14 protein-coding genes and 2 pseudogenes are annotated in these 19,677 nt (G+C 37.8%); 8 read left to right on the top strand and 8 right to left on the bottom strand.

All coding sequences use genetic code 11. The features are described 5' to 3' along the window. Positions 1-510: 510 nt before the first annotated feature. The 4 genes and pseudogenes from J4861_RS01340 to J4861_RS01330 all read right to left on the bottom strand — a co-directional run bounded on the left by J4861_RS01340 (position 511) and on the right by J4861_RS01330 (position 4,611). Positions 511-2,390, bottom strand: a pseudogene (locus tag J4861_RS01340) (IS1634 family transposase). A gap of 248 nt (positions 2,391-2,638) precedes the next feature. Continuing rightward, positions 2,639-2,773 carry a hypothetical protein gene (locus J4861_RS13465; protein ID WP_282958343.1) on the bottom strand — a complete coding sequence of 45 codons (135 nt, stop codon included), beginning with the start codon at positions 2,771-2,773 and terminating at the stop codon, positions 2,639-2,641. 108 nt (positions 2,774-2,881) lie between these two features. Beyond that, positions 2,882-3,070, bottom strand: a complete 189-nt coding sequence (locus tag J4861_RS01335) for a hypothetical protein (RefSeq protein WP_211816407.1) — start codon at positions 3,068-3,070, stop codon at positions 2,882-2,884. 17 nt (positions 3,071-3,087) lie between these two features. Next, positions 3,088-4,611 carry an RNA-binding domain-containing protein gene (locus tag J4861_RS01330; RefSeq protein ID WP_211816406.1) on the bottom strand — a complete coding sequence of 508 codons (1,524 nt, stop codon included), beginning with the start codon at positions 4,609-4,611 and terminating at the stop codon, positions 3,088-3,090. 2,944 nt (positions 4,612-7,555) lie between these two features. Here J4861_RS01330 and J4861_RS01325 point away from each other — a divergent pair. Together J4861_RS01325 and J4861_RS13310 are read left to right on the top strand one after the other, a co-directional pair. Next, a complete protein-coding gene (locus J4861_RS01325; RefSeq protein WP_249110771.1) occupies positions 7,556-8,059 on the top strand; it encodes a hypothetical protein in 504 nt (167 codons plus the stop codon). 75 nt (positions 8,060-8,134) lie between these two features. After that, positions 8,135-8,362: pseudogene (locus J4861_RS13310) on the top strand (hypothetical protein). Here J4861_RS13310 and J4861_RS01320 read toward each other — a convergent pair. Further along, positions 8,304-9,590 (bottom strand): hypothetical protein, encoded by a 1,287-nt coding sequence (locus J4861_RS01320; RefSeq protein ID WP_211816405.1) that lies wholly within the window; start codon positions 9,588-9,590, stop codon positions 8,304-8,306. The pseudogene J4861_RS13310 and the gene J4861_RS01320 overlap by 59 nt on opposite strands. A 147-nt stretch (positions 9,591-9,737) precedes the next feature. Between J4861_RS01320 and J4861_RS01315 the strand changes: the two genes are divergently transcribed. From J4861_RS01315 to J4861_RS13305, 6 genes are all read left to right on the top strand, one after another. Next, complete coding sequence (locus tag J4861_RS01315; RefSeq protein ID WP_211816404.1) at positions 9,738-9,947, top strand: hypothetical protein; 210 nt, start codon at positions 9,738-9,740, stop codon at positions 9,945-9,947. Positions 9,948-12,027: 2,080 nt separating this feature from the next. After that, complete coding sequence (locus J4861_RS01310) at positions 12,028-12,717, top strand: hypothetical protein (RefSeq protein ID WP_211816403.1); 690 nt, start codon at positions 12,028-12,030, stop codon at positions 12,715-12,717. A 580-nt stretch (positions 12,718-13,297) separates the two neighbouring features. Then, positions 13,298-13,960 (top strand): ParA family protein, encoded by a 663-nt coding sequence (locus tag J4861_RS01305; RefSeq protein WP_004359131.1) that lies wholly within the window; start codon positions 13,298-13,300, stop codon positions 13,958-13,960. A 279-nt stretch (positions 13,961-14,239) separates the two neighbouring features. Further along, positions 14,240-14,872 (top strand): hypothetical protein, encoded by a 633-nt coding sequence (locus tag J4861_RS01300; protein ID WP_211816402.1) that lies wholly within the window; start codon positions 14,240-14,242, stop codon positions 14,870-14,872. Positions 14,873-15,208: 336 nt separating this feature from the next. Next, positions 15,209-15,826, top strand: a complete 618-nt coding sequence (locus tag J4861_RS01295) for a hypothetical protein (RefSeq protein WP_211816401.1) — start codon at positions 15,209-15,211, stop codon at positions 15,824-15,826. Positions 15,827-16,382: 556 nt separating this feature from the next. Beyond that, on the top strand, positions 16,383-16,805 hold the full coding sequence (locus J4861_RS13305) for a hypothetical protein (RefSeq protein WP_249110770.1): 423 nt from the start codon (positions 16,383-16,385) through the stop codon (positions 16,803-16,805). A 161-nt stretch (positions 16,806-16,966) separates the two neighbouring features. Here the strand turns inward: J4861_RS13305 and J4861_RS01285 are convergent, their stop codons facing one another. The 3 genes from J4861_RS01285 to J4861_RS01275 form a co-directional block, all read right to left on the bottom strand. Next, on the bottom strand, positions 16,967-17,419 hold the full coding sequence (locus J4861_RS01285; RefSeq protein WP_211816399.1) for a hypothetical protein: 453 nt from the start codon (positions 17,417-17,419) through the stop codon (positions 16,967-16,969). 139 nt (positions 17,420-17,558) lie between these two features. Next, positions 17,559-18,125 carry a hypothetical protein gene (locus tag J4861_RS01280; protein WP_211816398.1) on the bottom strand — a complete coding sequence of 189 codons (567 nt, stop codon included), beginning with the start codon at positions 18,123-18,125 and terminating at the stop codon, positions 17,559-17,561. A gap of 589 nt (positions 18,126-18,714) precedes the next feature. Next, positions 18,715-19,194 (bottom strand): hypothetical protein, encoded by a 480-nt coding sequence (locus J4861_RS01275; protein ID WP_211816397.1) that lies wholly within the window; start codon positions 19,192-19,194, stop codon positions 18,715-18,717. Positions 19,195-19,677 lie beyond the last annotated feature (483 nt).

The raw sequence follows: 19,677 nt of genomic DNA, 5'->3' as shown, positions 1-19,677 counted from the left end.
ATCGGTAATAGTTATGAGCAATATAACTAAGTATTTCTATGTGTTTTGTCATTGATTTCAAGAGCCTTATTCTATTACCATCCACCGCAGTGATTGTTAATTATAGCTCTCTCCTCATTAGTACAAAACAGTGTTATACATACTCACTGCAAAGGTAATCATTTTAGAGGACATAAAGGTAGAAAAGAAGAGATTTTGTGTGAACAGAAGAGGGCGAACAAATCAGAATTGCTATACGCCGCCACAACACAAAAAGAGCCGTAAGAATACGGCTCTATATAAAAGTAGGACGGCTGCGGAGCTTGAAGTTATCGTACTTATATGCAGACGCTCATCCTACTGAAAAGAAAGACGCACATCACCACAGTAGGAAATACTATCTAAGGTAGAATCAGTGCTCTTTGCTACAAAGATACAATATTTGTTTCAAAAACCTATAACTGCACATAGCCCAAGTTTAACACCCACCTTCGCCTAATTGTTACTGTCACCGTACTTTCCTCATTTTTCTTATGTGCTCTGTGTCCTACAAATTTTATTCTTTTTGAATGGTGAGTGTTTTAAGTTCAACTTATCGTATATCTGTTTTGCTTGCTTCGAAGGACTACTACATTGGCGCATCTCGATGGTTTCACCTAATGGATTCTTCCCTTTTGTGGTGACGAGCTTTTGGGTACTCATACGTCGTACAATCTCGGTCCAGTAACAGGATTCTCCTTCTCGTTTTAATTGACAACGGATAGTGTTTACCACCCAGTAGGCTAATAAACCGAAGAAAAGGTGTGCGTCGCTTCGCTCATCTTTCTGATGATAGATTGGACGGAGGTTGAGATCATTCTTTAGTTGTCTGTTCGTACATTCTATCTCGCGAATGAGATTGTAGTATTCCCATGTCACACGCTCAGAAAGTGTCCTGACATTGCTGCGGAGGAAATAGACTCCATGACCAGATTCCATTGCCGAGAGGTCTTTTATCTCCCAGTCTACACGCAGCATCTGCTTGGGCTTCTTCTCATTTTTTATGTAGCTTATCTGGTAGAACTTCGCTATAGAAGGGTACTTCTGTATGGCACGTCCTGTACGTTCAACAACCTTTTCATAGGTTTTTGTTCCACCTTTCTTGGAGATTCCTTCGTTTATCCTCTGCAGTTCCATCTCAAGACGCCCTCTCCAAACCCTGTTCATGGACGACTCTGTCATAGCTTTTGAAGGAGATGTTATTTCGAGATAATAATCCTTATCATCCTCTGTCTTAACCTCTTTCAGCGTTATCTTCTGCCGACGGGCATCCATTATCGTAACGCTCTTATTATCATCACTGAGCATATAGTCTTTCATTTTCGTACGGGATACGCAGAGATAATTGTAACCCTTTTTCTTTATTAACTCCAAGTTCTCTTCCGTGGCAACACCTGCATCCATGACAACGAGCGTATCCTTTGTTCTTGATGGATTCCTCTTTGCCAGCGTATCAATCATATTGGGTAGAGACTTGGAATCTGCTGTATTACCCTCCAAGATAGAAGAATAACGTATAAAACCTTCTTTATTGATACATAATGCAAGTACAAGTAGCTTACAATCAGAGCGCTTTTCTTTTGAACGACCGAACTTGGCTTTATCGCTATTACGCTTGCTACCCTCGAAATAGAAGTTGGTTAAGTCGAAGAGCATCAACTTGTTGTCTATATTAAAGAGAGCGTCAGTAATGCTGCACAGATGATGCTCTAACTGTTCCTTTAGTTCATATAATTTGTCAGTGATTTTATACAGAGAATTGATTCCTGGTGTCCAGCCAGGAACTCCACTGTAAAGTTCGCCAGCAGCCGAGTTATCGCGCAAATAATAATAAGATGAACGTTCAGAGACAGCATATACCGTACGAACAATCAATGCTGACAAAGCCGTGTGTATTGCATTTCCGTCCACCCATTTTTGCGCAGAAAACCCTCTAATTGTAGCTTGTCTATTGTCTGCTTGCAGAGCCACTCTGCACCAACATTCCTTGCGTCAGTATAGTTTGCCGTCTCAAGGTCAATATAGTTCTCATATTTTCTCAGCGACTTCTGCTCTTCCTTATTAAACCGATCGATTCCACCTTCTTTCTCCATACGGCTCCACCATTCGTCAGCCTTTGCCTGTTCAATAGGAGTAAGACCGTCAAGGTATTCTTTGAAAAGCGAGGGTGTACTTCTGTTTTTGAAGCGTTCGGTAAGAGCGTATGCAATTTTTCGAACCTGTACAGCAGTAAGTGAAGGTTCGAACCCGATGTTCAAAAGAATTAGCGAATGTACATGACCCTGCACATCACGATATGACTCCTTGATGCGATAATAAGGAGCCATGTCCCCTGTGGCAGGGTTGAATCGTGTCTGTACATTTGCGTGCATGAGTGCAAAGTAACAAAATAATTTTGATATGACTGTGTCCTACAAATCAGATTTTACTCCTCGTTACAATACCCTATACTTGATTATCAACCATTTATCAAATTGATACTACACAAAACATCCCGAAAATTTATGAAAAATAATTTTGCCGGTTAAACTTGGGATAGATTTTGCCAGCAGAGCTTTTTGCCCCATTAACACTTTGCTAAATCTTCGAACATTTTAATGCTATAAGGTTGGTTCAACTTCTAAAAACGATACCAGCAAATATTCCTATAATTTACTACCATGTGAACTGATGTAGACAGAAACTTATCGTCAACACCACTCGCAGAAACAGCTTTAACAGGCACACCATTGTTTCTCAACACTCTATTTACCATATTTTTTAACTAAATAAATGGAGTTCGAAAGTTCCATAACTAAGTTTGCTTTGCCGTATCAGAACAAGTTTATACAAGTATTTACTTCATATCGTATCATTTACTGTATCACGCAACCGTATCATTTACCGTATCATTTACCGTATCATTTACCGTATCATTTACCGTATCATTTACCGTATCATTTACCGTATCATTTACCGTATCATTTACCGTATCATTTACCGTATCATCAACCGTATCATTTACTGTATCATCAACCGTATCATCAACCGTATTATTTACTGTATCATGCAACCGTATTATTTACTGTATCATGCAACCGTATAACTTACGGTCCATTTACCCCTTGTATTAACCTTAATCTCTAATTCACCAAGGATTTTAATATCACGCCAAACAGTAGGTATAGAAATAGATAATTCCATTGCTATCTGTTTCGCCGAAGTTACTTTTCCTTGCTGTATCATTTGAATCATAGTTTGCAGTCTCTTACGGCGCTTCTCTTCTTTTATCTGATTATCTATTCTATCATTTATTCTGTCATTAACAGGTAATAGAGATATCTTATCGTTTACAAAATCTGGATGACAAGGAATATGTATCAAGAAAAAACTGCGTTCCTCATCAGTATCAATTCTCGCTTTGGGTGAACCATTACGAAGCAACTCATCTTGTATAGTAGGAATGCCTGTAGAACGACCTTCAGAAAGACTAAGTTCCTTTAGAAAATCTCCCAAACGTCTGTTTCGATAACGACGAGCCTTTAAATGTTTTGCTTCTTTAAGATCAGCATCAGAGATAGAGCGGTCAGGCCCAGAGTAGCTTAAGATAGCTATCTCATGTGGCTCTACACGTATCTCCACAATTTCCCGTGTTTGGTAATCCCTATGATATAAAGCATTAACGACAGCCTCCTCAAGAGCTTGGTAAGGATAGTTGAAATAACGAATGGACTCTGCTTGATTTTTAGGCTTGATAATCCGTTCTTTTACTATATTGCTACGTAAATAATCTAATGTCGCTCTTATTATAGTTGGAACTGAACCCTTGAAACTCGGAGCTTCTATCATATTATTTGGATTCTTGATTACCCCTTCTGGAAACATCACAATATCAACCTGTGTATAAGGGAAAAACTTATGAGGTTCTTCCGAAAACATCATTGCCGCTACATTCTTGAGTCGTCGGTCTTCCTTGGGTCCAGTCCATAGGTCAAGTTGCTCAAGGGTTTTGGTGAAGTCTTGTGTCAGTACGGTATCTACCAACCTACTCTGTACACGTCGAAGGTAGTCTTGCACCAAAATCATAGATATGTCTTTGATGGATATTTCCTTATTGCCACGATCATCAAAGGGTACACGATTTGCCATTTCTCTGAGTTCGTTTAAAGGATCGCCCTTAGCCTCTATTGTACTACTTCCCGAGCGAATATAACTCTTTGATTCAGAACGAGGATTTGTCACATCGCAACGTACCTCATAAGGTCTGGAGTCTCCAGCAGGTACCCATATTGCAAGTACTTGCTTCCCATCTACTTCCTCCACACTTGGATGTGGAAGATAGTAAGGGAGCAGTTTATTATTATAGCCTATCATTGCCTTCATAATCTTATCTAACTCCTTTGGACTAACTCCACATACAGGGCGTTTCGCTATACCATTCTCCTCTTCTACACCTACAAGAATATATCCTCCACCAATATCATCGAAATCATTGGCAAAAGCACAAATAGATTGATAAATTTTAGTAGGATTCCACCCTTTCTTGAATTCTATACGATTGCTTTCTATTTTTCTCTTTTCAAGCAAATCTTCGATGTTGATATGTAGAATCATATTTCTTCTGTATTAAACTATATTTAATTTTGACTTCAAAATACATTGTATCTCTGAGCAAAATAGAAATCCTCTATGAGGTCTTCTACCTACAAGCCTGAAAAGGTTGGCAAATATAATAATCTACAAACGTCCCTTACAGTCTGTCTGTTTTTAAGACAAGATGATATCTACTTCTATCGTTTCTATTAGTCCTAACTCAATGCTTACACAAAAATACCTCTTGACAACAAAGAATATAAAATGATAGTACGATTTAGAAATAGAACTTTCAGGTGTCTCTACTAACGCCTTTCAAGCTGATTACTTTGCAACCAATGCAAACTTCAAACAATTTATCACAGTTATAAGATACTTTTCTTCTTGTAATTACATTACAAAGATAAAGATTAGAATTCTGTAAAACGAATATTTAACTAAGAATTTTCTTTTTGCCTCAAAAGATAATTTAACAGAATATACACACATCCACTTATTTATCTGTATATATCGCTATTACTTGTCCATCTGCCCTCCCATTGTTCCTTTTCCAACGCTTCACGACCCTATTCCTCTGTTACCACCCCTTATGTGTTCATCTGTTACTTTGTCTTTTACATACTCCGTCCCTTTGGTCATTATATCTTCCGTTCCTCTGTTACCATGTCTTTTATTACTTCTGTCCCTTCGGTCATTATGTCTTCCGTTCATTCTATCTGGTTTAGAGGGTCTTTTATGTAAAGTATTTTTATCATCTTACTATTTTGTCGGTAAACTGTGAGTGGCGAGTTGAGCAATATCTTCCCTTTTTGTCTCGAACGTTTAGAAAAGAATTAGTAACTATCAAAAATACAATAGTTTATAAGATAAAATAAAGAATACAAAGTTCAGAAAATCACAAGTTTATTTATGGAAGAAGCATAGGAAAAGAAGTGAAAGAAAGGAAGATGCGTTATAAAAAGGGAGAAATTGTTTATATTTTTCACAACAAAGCCTTATTCCCTCCCTATTCGTCGCACCTAACCTCCTAACTTGTCGACTACCCCACCCTATTAGCTACTAAAGTGTCGCACCATAGTTACTAATTTGTCGCAACCTACTTACTAATCTGTCGCCGCTAACTTACTAATTTGTCGTTGATTAGTCGTGTAACTATTTAAGGTTCAGTGGTTTGGAAGTCCATTACTAATATCTAACAAAGATTATATAACGATATTCTAAGTTCAGAAGAGGTGTTTTGTTTTGAGAAAATATATACTTTTTCGCTGGGGGAAGAAGACTTTAAACAAAGCTTTTGGGCGCAACCTCCCTTTTTGTCGCACATACTGTTGGGAGCGTTGCAGGTGTTTTCTGTTTTGCTGTAGGCTTGTAGGACGAGCGTTTTGACTCGGGTTTTCATTTTCGTTTCATGGTTTTGTGGGTTTTTAGTCGGTGGTTTCGGGTAGGAAATTTTAGTGAGATTCATGTCGGTTTGGTAGTAGGTTTTGTTTCGTTTTCTTATTTTTATTTCCGTTGATCTTTTCTTTATTCGGTTGTTTTTTAGGCGGTTACACAGGATTTTTATTGTCTTCAAATATGTTTTTATATATTTGTGTATCAGTATATTATTGCTTTTTTAATTATCTTAAAGACTATTCTTTACTTCTTCGTATTCAATGATTAAAGGGCGGAGATGTGTCAGGACGTTTGTATGTTTTTCTTTGTTATCAGCTTGTCGGTATTCGTATCGAATTTAGAAGGATTATTTCTTCTTTTCATTGTTCAAACTTTTCGGTTTTTATGTTTACATTTTAGGAAGGTTATTCGCATTGAGTTTTCTTCTTTTCATGACTTTGTCGACATACTTTTTATAGGTTTTGGCATGAGAGTTTTTCCTCCTTTTTTGTCGCACCTAAGCTCTTTTCCGTTTTTAATCATTCTCAAAATGCTGTTTTATTGCTTAAAGATAGCGGAGACAAATAGGGAAGCTATTTTCGATACTCCCCTACTCTATTTATTTGATAAAGTATTAAAAATAAGTATGTTATGACGGATTCTTTTGTCATTTACGTCTGAAAAGTACAAAAACTTGTCACTTTTTTGTCGCACTTTACTTTTATTAATATTTGTTTTCTACTGATATTCAGTTTATTATGAAGATTTTTTAAGTCAATAAATAATATTCCCTTTTTGTCGTTTTATGCTCTCAAAGCATGGTAATTTTGATTTATAACACAGCTATCGACAGTTTTCTTCACCTATTTAATCTATAAGTGCCAAATATATTCCTATTTTGTCGACCCTCACGAATGCTTTACATTCAGTTTTCTCTCCCTATTTGTCGCATCATTCACCACATACCGGTTGAGGTTTTTCCTATTCTTGTAATGTTATAGGTCCTCCGCACATGTGGTGCTAAGCCTTCGCACCATATGTGCGGAGCGTTTGTAAGGTGAGCTTCCAAAATTTAGAATGATAAACTAAAGTTCTTATAGAATAAGGCACATAGAGTCACGGAGGGATGGAGGTAACACAATGTTAATGAGCTGCCGATGGACACAGAGAAACGGAGGGAACGGAGTTAAATGCAATATTACGGAGGTGCCGATGGCACAAAGAGTGACGGAGATGAAGCGTACAGATTCTTGATAACTATTTTGGGGTAAATGCTTTGTATTTAAGCTAATAGAATTGACAAACAAGCTCCTTTGCTCTACGCACCGACGGTGCCTCCGTGACTTTCGCTGCTTTGTTTTAATAATCCTCCGTCCTCTCCGTTTCTCTGTGTGATATTATGTCAAATTTCTGACCCTAAGAAGTAAACGTCTCACTACAAATTACTGAATTCCCTTTTCCTTTTGAAAAAGATTATAACTTGTTTTGGTAGTGCGATTTTTTTAATAACTTTGCAATACTATTTTTAATTATCTACACGTATGTGATAAACCTTTTCTCTTGAAAGTTCTGAATAACTGTAAATTTTATTATGATGAATTTATCGAAAATGATAGTTAGCTGTCGGCGCATCAAACGGCTTGGGATTTGTATTTTCTTCTTGTTATCTCTTCAATCTTGTGATACGGGATTTATTCTTCCGTTAGATAACAATAAGTTTAGCTATGACATTCATTTATCAGAGAATCGTATGGTGAAGGTCAGCAGTATGTACTTCGGTGGCTGGTATTACCTTCTCTTTAATTTAAAAGGAGACTATGTATTGAATCCCGATTCCTTACGGTTGGACTTTTGTGATAAGAATATAAAGGTGGGGAAGTCTTTTCCGTTCTCTGGAACCAATACATATAAGAATAATAATACGCACGTAAAGAATAAAATCATTTCAGTTAAATTACGTTATGAACGCCAAGGTGAAGGCGACGAAGATACATTAGCCTTATTTGTTTTGCCCTCAGATTTCATTATGTGTAATGACAAAAGGGTACTCACTGATTCGCTGAGAATAGTATTGAGGAAGGTAAAGAGGAAATAGTTCTTTTGAAACTCAGTCTGGCTTATTGTGTAATAGATTCAGATTATCACTCCCTATTGCTGAAGAGCCCAACTTATGGGAATGATATTGCGTATTGCCTCAAGTCACATTGTGGGGTAAGGGGATATTGTAGGCAAAAGTGGGTGCTTCAAGTTCAAATTATCTGCAAATTCAGTTATGAGAGGATGTGTACACGCAAGAAGGACGTTGAAAGGCTTAGTTGCGGATTTGAGGCTATACTATATTAAAGTTTCATCTTCACCCCTATCTCTGCCACCTTCGCAGCATCATAATCGGCCTTGATGCGAGCATAATCTCTGCCGCCATACGAGCTTGGAAGAAGATAATAGAATGGCTCTCCATACTTCTCCAGCACCACATCGATATATAATATCTCTCCTGTCAGCAGGCGCATCATGGGCAGATGGTCGTATCTGAAGCGTACCTCCATCACTCGACAGTTATACTGACGTGCCTCCTCCAAATAGTCAAACATGCTCAGATCCGTCGTAAAGTAGGCCTCGTCAATACCGCAAAACAAGTGGAATTTGCCCGCAATCAGGGTGAAGACTACGCCTTTGAACTTATTGTTTTTATACGCCATGTAAGAACCATGATACGCAAAAGGCAGGTGGGCGTAAGAGGAAAGTGCCTCTAAATACTCCGCCTCGCTGATGCGTTGGCAGTCTTGGAAGTCGTACAGTCGTGCCACAGCCATCGCCTCATCTTCATGGTACACACTTCTTGCCACACCCTCTTCTTCTCTGAAATCGTGCACCACCTGTCCACCTCTAAGATAGGCATATTCTGGCCAATCATAGCCGTGAATGAGCAAATACGAGTCTAACAGATGCAGATCCCGACGTATGATAATCTCGTGAAGTATATCTTGCGTGGGCTTCAACGCTTTCACGGCGTGGGCTACCGGCCCGCAAGCCTCTATCTTGAGCATCAGGCTGCTCTCTGACAACGCATGCGCCGTCTCAAAACCATAGTCTTGCCACAGACACCTCCATACCTCTGCGAGCCTTCTCTCTATCTCTTCCTGCTCCGTCTGCCAGTTGCTGCGACGCAGCGGAATCACCACCGAGAAGCGCATCTGCTCTCCGCTTCCCGTGAGCAATCCTACCTCCGTCAGCTCATAGGCGTACACCATCGAGTCTTCAAAAGCAAGCACTCTATTCTGCCCTGCGGCAATCTCCTGATGCGTCAGTGCCTCTATGGCTGTGGAAAAATTGTCTTCCCGTTCGATGCGATAGCTCTCGGTCGGTGCTTCCTCGCTCGCTGGCAATGCATCCGTGCCGTCCTCCGCCTTATCTGCCGACGTCTCCATCTTTAGCACGTCACGCTTCTCGGCCCGCTTCTTGGTGTAATGCTCTGCCCAGATGAGCACCCCGCCGATGAGCAGACCTATCACTGTCGGCCCCTTACCGCCATCGGCAACGACCCCTAAGACCAATGCTCCGATTGCTGTCAAGACAATAGCAATGAGCAGCCATTGAAGTATAGAGTTGATAAAATGATGGTTCATATATGGTTTACCTTACCTTAATTCCGCAGCATAAACTCTTGTGAGAACTCCAAGTACCTGAGAAACAAAGTTCTCAAAACACTTGGATATGTCAGAAATTTCACCTATCTTGGTGCTGCAAACATAACAAGTAAGCAAAAATCTGACATGACAAAGGTAGCAATTAAAAACGTGAATATCACTTCTTTCGGTGGAATTTATCACATTATGGACGTTTTCTCAAAGTTGGGCTTTGAAAAACTTACCGAATCTGTATTGGGTAAACGTGGAAGTAGCGGCAAAGCATTCTGTTATGGAAGTATTTTTTGTGGTTTTTCATACTTCCCCATTGGTTTGGGTGGGGGATTTTATGCTTAGAAAAGAGCCAAGAAACACCGAAGCACCTCATATCAACATATAGAGCCCCAAAAAGACGTCTCAACATATAAAATTTTCTCACAAGAAAAAATACTGCGGAATTAAGGATATAAGAGTTTTGTTTTATTCCTCTATATTTCAGATGATCATTGTCTTTCCTTTCATTGTTTTGAAGTATTTTTCGTTTTGCTGTCACTCCTCTCACTCAGTTTTATGTTGTAACTGTTTGGTTTATAGTTGTTTTATTTTAATTGTTAAAAGTGACAGCATCTTTAATCGAAATTCTTCTTGTTAGTTATCTATTCTTTTTCAAATTTGTTTGTTACCCATCTTTGTTTATATCCTGTTTTTTCACTTATATAACCTTACTTTTTTATTTTAGATTGTATTTTGTTCTTTTTTTATGCATTCTGTTTTTCCTGTTACCTTGTCTTTATTTGTTCTGTTTTTCCTGTTGCTCTGTCTCTTTTTTTACTTTGTCTTTCCTTATTCTGTTTTTCCTGTTACTTTTTTTATGTTACTCTGTCTTTCCTCTTATTTTGTCTTTATGTCATTCTGTCTTTCCTTTGTCATTCTGTCTCTTTTCATCTTTTTGTCGCACTTCCTCTCCCCTATTTTTCCTCTTCATTTTGGCTTCGTTTTTACCCTTTCATCTGTTTATTTTTTGATATTTTTGCTTGAATATCTAAGTATATAAAAATACTTTTATCGTTTTATTTCTTTGTTTGTTTATCTACTTTGTTTTTATTTTCATTTGTTATTTATGTAATTGGGTTTTTAATTTTATATGTTATAATATAAATCTATATTTATATAAGCACGTAATATTATTTTTATGTTCTTATATTTAATAAATATATAAATATGTTTTAGCATACGTAATTATATGATTAGGCAAATAAAGAAATATATAAATAGTAACAGCTTACGTTTCGTGTCGCTATTATATAAGTAAATATATAAATAAGTAGATATTTTTTTGTATTTTTTTTACTTTTATCTTTTATTCCTTTCTATGTTCTTTATTAGCCCCCTTACTTTTGTTTATCTTATCAGTTTTTTCACTTTGTTATTTGGACTCTTGTTTAGGTTTCTTCTCTGTTTCTTTATTTTACTGCTTTCTTTTTCTATTTGCTAAGCTTTTTACTCGTCTTTTGTCCCTTTTCTTCTATTTGCTTATTTATGTCTTTGTATAAATCAATCATTATATATTTATTTTTGTGTTGTTTTCTTTGCAAAGTGTCGTAACTTGAAGAATAGCAATATTATATATATTTGACTAAACAATTATTTATGTTTTTATTTTTTAATATCTCTTTGCACGTCTTTTTGCTTTTAGCTGTGTTCTTTTCTTGTTCGTATATAGAACTGTTTGTTGGTCTTTTTTCGATGAAATCGTTGTTTTTCATGTTTTGTTTCATTTAAGATCTTATATATAATAGGTTTCTTGAGTGTTTTGTTTCTTACTTTTCCCTTGATTATAAGGATTCTATGTTTTTATATATTTGTTTAAATATGTTTGTGTGCTTTTATTTGATTTCATCGAGCTTTATCTTTTGATTCTTTATTTCTTCTTTTCGTATGTTTCCTCCTTTTTGTTTCTTTTGTTATAACCTTATGGTTCTTTATGTTCTTCTTTTGTATGCCTATTTCTCTCCTTGTCTTCCTCTTTATTTATTTGACTTGTTATTTAAACGCATAAATCATTAATTACAAAAAAATATAACAATATAAATATACGTAATCTTTATTTTGTTTAATATGTCATTATGTATGTAAATATATAAATATAGAATATATTTTTATTTTTATTATTTAATTATTTGTTTTTAGTTTGCTTCTTTTCTCTTTTAATTTATTTATTTTGCCAACATGTAACTATATAAATATATATAAAGATTAAAACGTAAAAGAATAAATATTTTATTGCATTTTTGCTTTCTTATCTTTTTATTTTTCTCATTAAAAATGTTTAGATGTATTTGCTTGTTTCGATAAATAGATGTATATTTGCAAGTATAAAAATATAACCACATCAATATGTGCGTATTTATTTAATTCAACCTTTATATAAATATATATGAATTTAAAGATTTTTTCTATTACACCTAAAGAAGGTCAGGTTTTAAATTGGAGCCTGGGCTTATTCGTTGTTTTTAGTGTTTTCAATCTGATCGATGGATGGACATCTGCACCTAATGCTGGGCAGGGAGTTCTTACGAATGCTTTTGCGACAGTGCAGTCGAATAGCTTTATTCGTGCTGTTGAGTATTTTGTCATTGCTGCGACAAAGTTAGCGATGCTGGAGGTATTTCGTAGATGCTTAAATAAGAATGGTAATAAGGCTGCACAGTTGACCGTCACTATTATGATGGTGCTTATATTTTGCTTAGCTCTTGCAGGTGCTTTACCACAGTTCCTTTTTACTCAAGAGGAGGAAATTGAGGCAATGCTTCATGGAGGATTACCATCATATTTTTCAACTTTCTCGAAAGTAGCTTTCCTTGTGTTTGTTATTACGAAGTTAGTTCTGTGTGTGCAGTTAGTGCGTACTTATGCTGGTAAGATTCGTTTGTTTGGTGCATCTTTGTTTGGCTGTCAAGCCTTGGCATGGTTGATAGATTTCGCATACTTTATTGTATATACATGGGTTAGCGGTGCGACGATGACAGATATTACGTATGTTTCTACTATCACCTCTCTGTTAACCTTCGTTCTTACTCTGATTCCATTCTGCGTTTTGAGGACGGCAATGGTAGTTGAAGACTAAAAAAGAAGAATTAAGAAGTTACTCACAACTCGATGCTCTTAGCTCGTCTGAAACCTTAAGACACTAAAAATGAGTTGTTCGGACGAGAGGGACAGAAAAAAGTAATTCATAACTTGAGAATTTGTGGGTAGAGGGGCGAAGAATTAAAAATATTGTAGAAATGAGCCCTGATGAAGTGGAGGAGAATTGACAGAAAGAAAGCGTTACGCTATGTTTGTGTGGTGAAATGTAAGCTGCTCTGATGAGAAGGTGGGAGATAAGAAAGATAAAAGTATCAAATAGATATTTTCAATACTATCATATTTGTTGATGAAAGAGAAGGAAATAGCGTTTAAAAGACGTGAAAAGATAAATTGAAAGGAGAAAACCATTGAAAAGTCCTTTCCTCGCTCAAAGAAAGTGAGAATCGGCACAAAGAGCAGAGTAAGGGAGAGGCAGCCAACTTGCAAGACTCCGAAAGAGGAAACAGCATAGAAGGCAACAACGTAAATAAGTGAACGAATGAAAATATAAATATTTGAACACGTAAATACGTAAATAAAGAAAAAGATAAGAAATTAAAAATATAAATATATAAACAATGAAGAATAAGAAGATTGTTTTTGCAAATCAGAAAGGTGGAGTAGGGAAGAGCACGCTGTGTATCCTCTTTGCCAATTATCTCGCTGCAAAGGGTAAGGACGTGTGTATCATCGATACCGACTTGCAGAAGACGATTCTGATGCAGCGTCGAAAGGACAAGCTGATCTATGAGGGCGAGGAAGAACCTTATAACGTTCAGGACTTCGACGTGACCGATGTCGAGACAATGCAGACACTGGTTGACTCAGCTTCACAGGTAGAAGGTTTCGTATTGTTTGACTCTCCTGGTAATATCAGCGAGGACGGTCTTGCTCCGCTCTTCGTGGGTGCCGACTACATTGTTTGTCCTTACGAATACGAGGATAAGGCGTTAGACTCAACGGGCGTCTTCGTTCAGGTGCTTAACGTGCTTCGCGAACATAACCCACAGATGACAGCACAGCTCTTCTTCGTTCCAAACCGCATCGACCCACGTATCGGTACGGCTGAGGAGCAGGAGATGTGGCGCAGAACCGATGAGGTGTTTGGTAACTTCGGACGTGTCACACCAGTTGTCAACAGCCGTGCGACACTGAAGCGTACAAACACTTTCGAATTGCTCGGTACACAACGTGATGCGGTGAAGAAGGCGTTTGATTATATGCTGAGGAGGATGAAGTAAAGAAGAGCCTCACCCCCAACCCCTCTCCGAAGGGAGAGGGGAGTGCCTAACGGGATGAAGTTGGGTAAATTGGTTAGATAAAGAAAGTCAAACAATGTGGGTTAGACAAATAAAGTTTAATAAAGCTGGTTGGACAAACGATGTTAGAAGATGCTAACCGAGAAGACTTCAAGAGGGGCAATAGGGGAGAGAGGATGACGAAGGGACAGATCAGGTGAAAGGAAATGATAAGGTCCACGTTTATATATAATAAAGTAGAAACAAAGAAATAAAGATACAATGGCTAAGAAGAAGAAAACAATGGTTATGATGCCTGGTGCAATGACCGACTTGGCACATAGCGTACAGAAGAGTGCAAGACCAAATCCTACTACTAATTCAGAGGAGACGACGACGGATGAGCAGGAAGCTAACGAGCCTGCACAGTATGATACGAACAATGTTGAGCAGGAGGTGCGTACTCAGGTTGAGGAACAGCAGCCAGAGGCGTATGCTGAAGCTATTGCAGATGTTGACGAGCCAGCAGTAGCACCAACGACTCCTGCAAGTCCGTTTGGCCGTGTAGAGCCAAAGCAAGAGCCCACTGACCGTAAGGACCGTACTGCACCAGCAGCAAAGAAGCTCCCAAAGGCAGAGGGCAGACAGCTGGCACGCGAGTATTCTCTTGCAAAGGATAGCGGTGAGGATAGCTGGCAGATTTTCCTCGACTTAGCACGCGACTATAAAGCACGCGACTCTCGTCTGGCAACCGTTTACATCGATTCAGATCTCAAGGGTGTCCTGGACCGTCTGAAGTCTGCTACGAGTGTGAAACTTCCTTCAACAGCCCTATTGAGTGCCATCGTTGCCCGCTTCGTATTCGAACACGAGAAGGATATTAAGAACGCGATATTTGGAGAGAGCTTGCTGTAAGAAGGAGAAAACAACAAGCAGAACAAGCAGAACAAGCAGAACAACAGGACCCAACTGGCCCCTTCCCCTTCCCCTCCCCCGTAGGGAGGGGAGTGAAATGCGAGATACCCCTTGTGTGAGTTGACGAGTGAACAAGTTCACGAGTAGACAAGTTGCTTGTGGTGATAAGCCACAGTTTTCATTAGTTATCATGAGTGGTAGTTGACGTGTTTACTATACGTTTAGGGGAAACATAGTCAATAGAGGTAATTATGATTCATAACAGATAAGGAATTATTGAACGAAATGAAATTTAGGAATATTATTTATTTAATTTCTTTTTTACCATTGTGTGCCATGGCGCAAGGGGAGAATGCTCGTCATGAAGTATCCATGAGTGCAGGTATTATGACAAATCAGGCTTATGATACTCGACTAACCTATCAATATTACTTGAACAAAAGTATTGGTGTGGGTGCTTCTTTCGGATATTATAACCAATGGTGCGCTAATCATATCCCGCAGTCAGAACTTCATCATAGGGAATGGGACTATTGGAGGTTATTAGAAAAGGATAGTAAACCACAGAATATCTATTTAGAGCCTTCGTTATCAATAAATAGCCCTGCTATAGCTCAAGTGGGAAGCTGGTCTTTCAAACTCGGAGTAGACCTTGGTGTAATGTTCCAGCTTCCGTTTACTCTCGTTTCTGTAAAATATATCAATACCACAACACAAAAATCACATCAAAAAAACATATACGCAAGCAATATGCAGTGGTGCTTTTGGGATATACGCCCTACTGTTAGGGTCGAAAGTAATAATATTTTCGTAGCTCTTGGTTATGGACTTTCTGATTTTGATGTTTACTCATCCTATCGGAAGATATCAGTCCAAGGGAAGCCATTTGACGATTTCTATCCTAAAAAGAAGTTGAATAATACCTTCTTCTTAAGCGTTGGTGGTTATTTCTAAATTAAAGTATTGAGAAGTTTACAAGTAGACAAGTATACGAGTAGACCAGTTAATTGTGGCGATAAATCACAGTTAACAGTAGTAATCATAAGTGGTAGTTTACGAGTAGACAGGTTTACGATTGAACAAGTTAATTGCAGCGATAAACCACAGTTAACATCGGAAATGATGAGTGGTAGTTGACGAGTAGACAGGTTTACGAGTAGACCAGTTAATTATTGCGATAAACCACAGTTTACATCGGTAATCATATTTATGACGTACTGATGAGAACTTCGTTCGAATAATTGTGAATTATGAATTGTGAATTAATAAAGGAATATACAGGATGAAATCAATGGCTGTAAGTGTTGTTTGTATTTTCGCAATATTAGGCATCATTTATGCGATAAATTATCTTTTTTATCGTTTCTCTCCTTTTCATACTTTACCCAGTATCAAGACCCTTCCTGTAAGGGGTATTTTGGGGGTATTCATAGCCTTATTAGGTTACTTTGGTTCGTTCCCTTATTTTACCATTTTTAATAGAGAAATAAACCAGCTCTGTTCTGGGAATATGTACATATATCTACCAATAATTCTGACAGTTCTGTTGGTAGCTGTGATAGTAGGTATTTTTCGATACGAGAAAAGTGTTTGGCTCCGTCGTAATCCCAAGTATAGTAGACTTTTCCTTCCCTCGTGGAATGCAGGTTCTAAGAATATGTGCGTTTCAATAAGCGAAATGGATGATATTGCTTATGGTCGTGGCGTGAGTTTCTCATGGTTTGATGGACGTTTTATTACTGCAGGAAGACACAAAGTTGTGTTTGAATTCTATGAGGACCGTTTTCTTGCAAATCGCAATACACGTAACGTAATCTACCAAAAGGTAATGAGCTTTAATTTCCGACCAGGTATGGCATATGTGGTAGAGGCAATTCTAGAGAGAAAAACCTTCCAAATAACACAGGATAAGACTGTTAACTTTGAACATTGAACTTTGAACATTGAACTTTGAGGTTTGAACTTTGAACTCTTTTACTTTTGAACTTTGAACTTTATGATTTGAGTTTAATCCTTTGAGCTATTCACTCCCCCTCTCCATTACTTCCCTTCGGTCAGTGACCGCTGGTTCGGAGAGGGGGCGGGGGTGAGGCTTTAAAACCTAATAACGCCCTTTCCAAGTGCAGCAGCGTAGCTACGCTGTAGGTTGTCGCCTATCCAGCCACTCTTCCACGCAGCTCTTTTGAGGTTGTGAGCAGTTTTGGCTGTTTTTACGTTGCGAGGGATAGGATTCTTAAAGAGGTCTTTGTGTGCCACGTTGATAGTGAAGAAGATACTATCTTTTGTTACTCGGAGATTCTCCATTGGTGCTACAAAATGACCGGGGAGATAACCTTCACGGGCATCCACGAAGTCGTCTGTGGTACCATAGAATCTACCAGAGATTTTACCGTTTGCACCCTTCTCAAGTACGATGTTGTGGTCTTTGAGAACATTCTTACTTTCCTTTGTGTTAATGAGTTGATAAACTCCACACTTTGTTGTCTGAGCTTGGGAAATTGCGTTTGCTCCAAAGAGTACGCAACAGAATAAAATTAGCTTTTTCATATCGTTATGATTTGTTTAATTTGATATTTGACCTTTGACTTTTGATGTTTAAGTTTTGATGTTAGACCTTTTACTTTTTCATTTTTCCCACAGCGGTAATCATAATTATGACGTACTGATGAGAACTCTGTTCGAACTATTATTTTATTCTTCTGAAATTTGCCCCTGTAATATAGTATTCTTTTTCTTTAAACGCTCCCACTACAGGATGTATTGGTAGCTCACACTTACTGTATAAACGGAGAATCTCATAAATCTGCTCTTGGGTTAAGTGTTTAGCGGTGCTACTCTTCATTTTTATCTTTACAAACCTCTTTTTGCTATTTATAAAGACATAGAACTCAGACCACATAATATTACTTTTCTTTCCAATTAGGTTTAAGAGTTTCTTTTGTTCTTCTGTAAGAACCGCACTTATGGACTCAGCAAAGCATTCTCTGATTAAAGGTAGTGATACATTATTGTAAGGTGTATATCGTTTCTCATAAGCGGGCTTCCAATTCCCTTCCTTGATAAAGCGTTCCGTACTATCCGCATCAGCAGCAATGTAATAGGTCATAAAGGTGTCGCGCTCCCAAGTTGAAGGGAGGGACTCCTGAACGAGTTTACCCACCTTTGTAATCTTCACATCATTCTGTGCACATGTAGGATTACAGAATAGGAATGCTAAAAAGATAGCATAGAAAATGTTTTTAATTCTCTTCATACTTCAAATTTAGATTAAAATTAATAATTTAAAACCCAATTTGTTCCAATATTATGCCATCTTCTAACAATAACTGCAACAACTGCAACAACTGGCCCCTCCCCCTTCCCCTCCCCCAAAGGGAGGGGCGTGAAATGCGAGATACCCCTTTTTGTTAGTTTACGAGTTCACAAGTTTATAAGTTGACGTGTTTGCCTGTGCGTTCAGGTAAATCATAGCCACCAGCAGTTTATTATCAGTTTACGAGTTTATGAGTTTACGAATTGACGTGTTCGCCCGTGCGTTCAGGTAAATCATAGCCAACAGTGGTTTATAATCAGTTTACGAGTTCACAAGTTTACAAGTTGACGTGTTCTCCTGTGCGTTCAGGTAAATCATAGCCAACAGTGGTTTATAATCAGTTTACGAGTTCACAAGTTTACAAGTTGACGTGTTCTCCTGTGCGTTCAGGTAAATCATAGCCAACAGTGGTTTATAATCAGTTTACGAGTTTACGAGTTCACAAGTTGACGTGTTTGCCTGTGCGTTCAGTTAAATCATAACCAACAGCGGTAATCATAATTATGAATTGTGAATTATGAATTCTGAATTATATTTTCGTCAGCTTTGGTTTCTCAGAAGTAGCATCCTCGATGATAAATGAGTTGCCCTGCTGCTTTACCTTGATATAAATAACTTTTTTCTGTGATGGGATTTTATCATAAGTTGAAGTCCACATAAATGTAACGCAGAACCAATCGTTATTGATGGGAACAACTTGTAGCGTACGCACATTCTCCTCTATACAGTCTTGCGCATCAAGAAGTACGTCAGCACCAGTGTCGGCAGTCTTCTTCAAAACCTTTGGACTAACAAACTTCTTTGCAATTACCATGTAAAGGTCTGAGAGCTGATAGATAAGGCTGTTCATATAGGTCTTGTAAAAACCATAAGCGAACTGTTGCTTTTCCTTCTGTGTTTCGTTCATCGTAACAGCAGCACTTTTAGCCTTTTTAGCTTGTGCATAGGTTGTAAGTGGTGCAGAAGCCAAGCATACAACTAAGCTTATTGCAAGATAAATCTTTTTCATTGTTATTGTTGTTTATAGAATTAATATCAGTAAAAATAGTTGGTTTCTTTTCAAGTCGTATCGTGTCAGGTTCCTCAGCGCATAACTGTTTAGGTGTTATAGTATTTGCCTCTCTGTAGCTGACAAACGTTGAAATCATACCAGCTCTTTTCTTTATTATTGTTTGTTTCGTGAGCAAAGATAGGAAATAAAACTATTCAAACAAATTATTTTGCAATTATTTTCAAAGAGAATGTAATTAAGTTGACGAGTTGACGAGTTGACAAGTTTACGAGTTAACCAGTTAATTGTAGCAATAAACTACAGTTAACAGTAGTAATCATGAGGGTAGTTTACGGGTGGACAAGTTTACAAGTTAATTGTAGCGATAAACCACAGTTAACAGTAGTAATCATAATTATGAATTGTGAATTATGAATTCTTAACCCAAGTTTAACACCCACTTTCGCCTAATTGTTACTGTCACCGTACTTTCCTCATTTT

Source organism: Prevotella melaninogenica, assembly GCF_018127925.1.
In the GTDB taxonomy this organism is placed as follows: domain Bacteria; phylum Bacteroidota; class Bacteroidia; order Bacteroidales; family Bacteroidaceae; genus Prevotella; species Prevotella melaninogenica_C.
The sequence above is the reverse complement of the archived record's forward strand: the minus strand, read 5'-3'. Positions and strand labels throughout refer to the sequence as shown.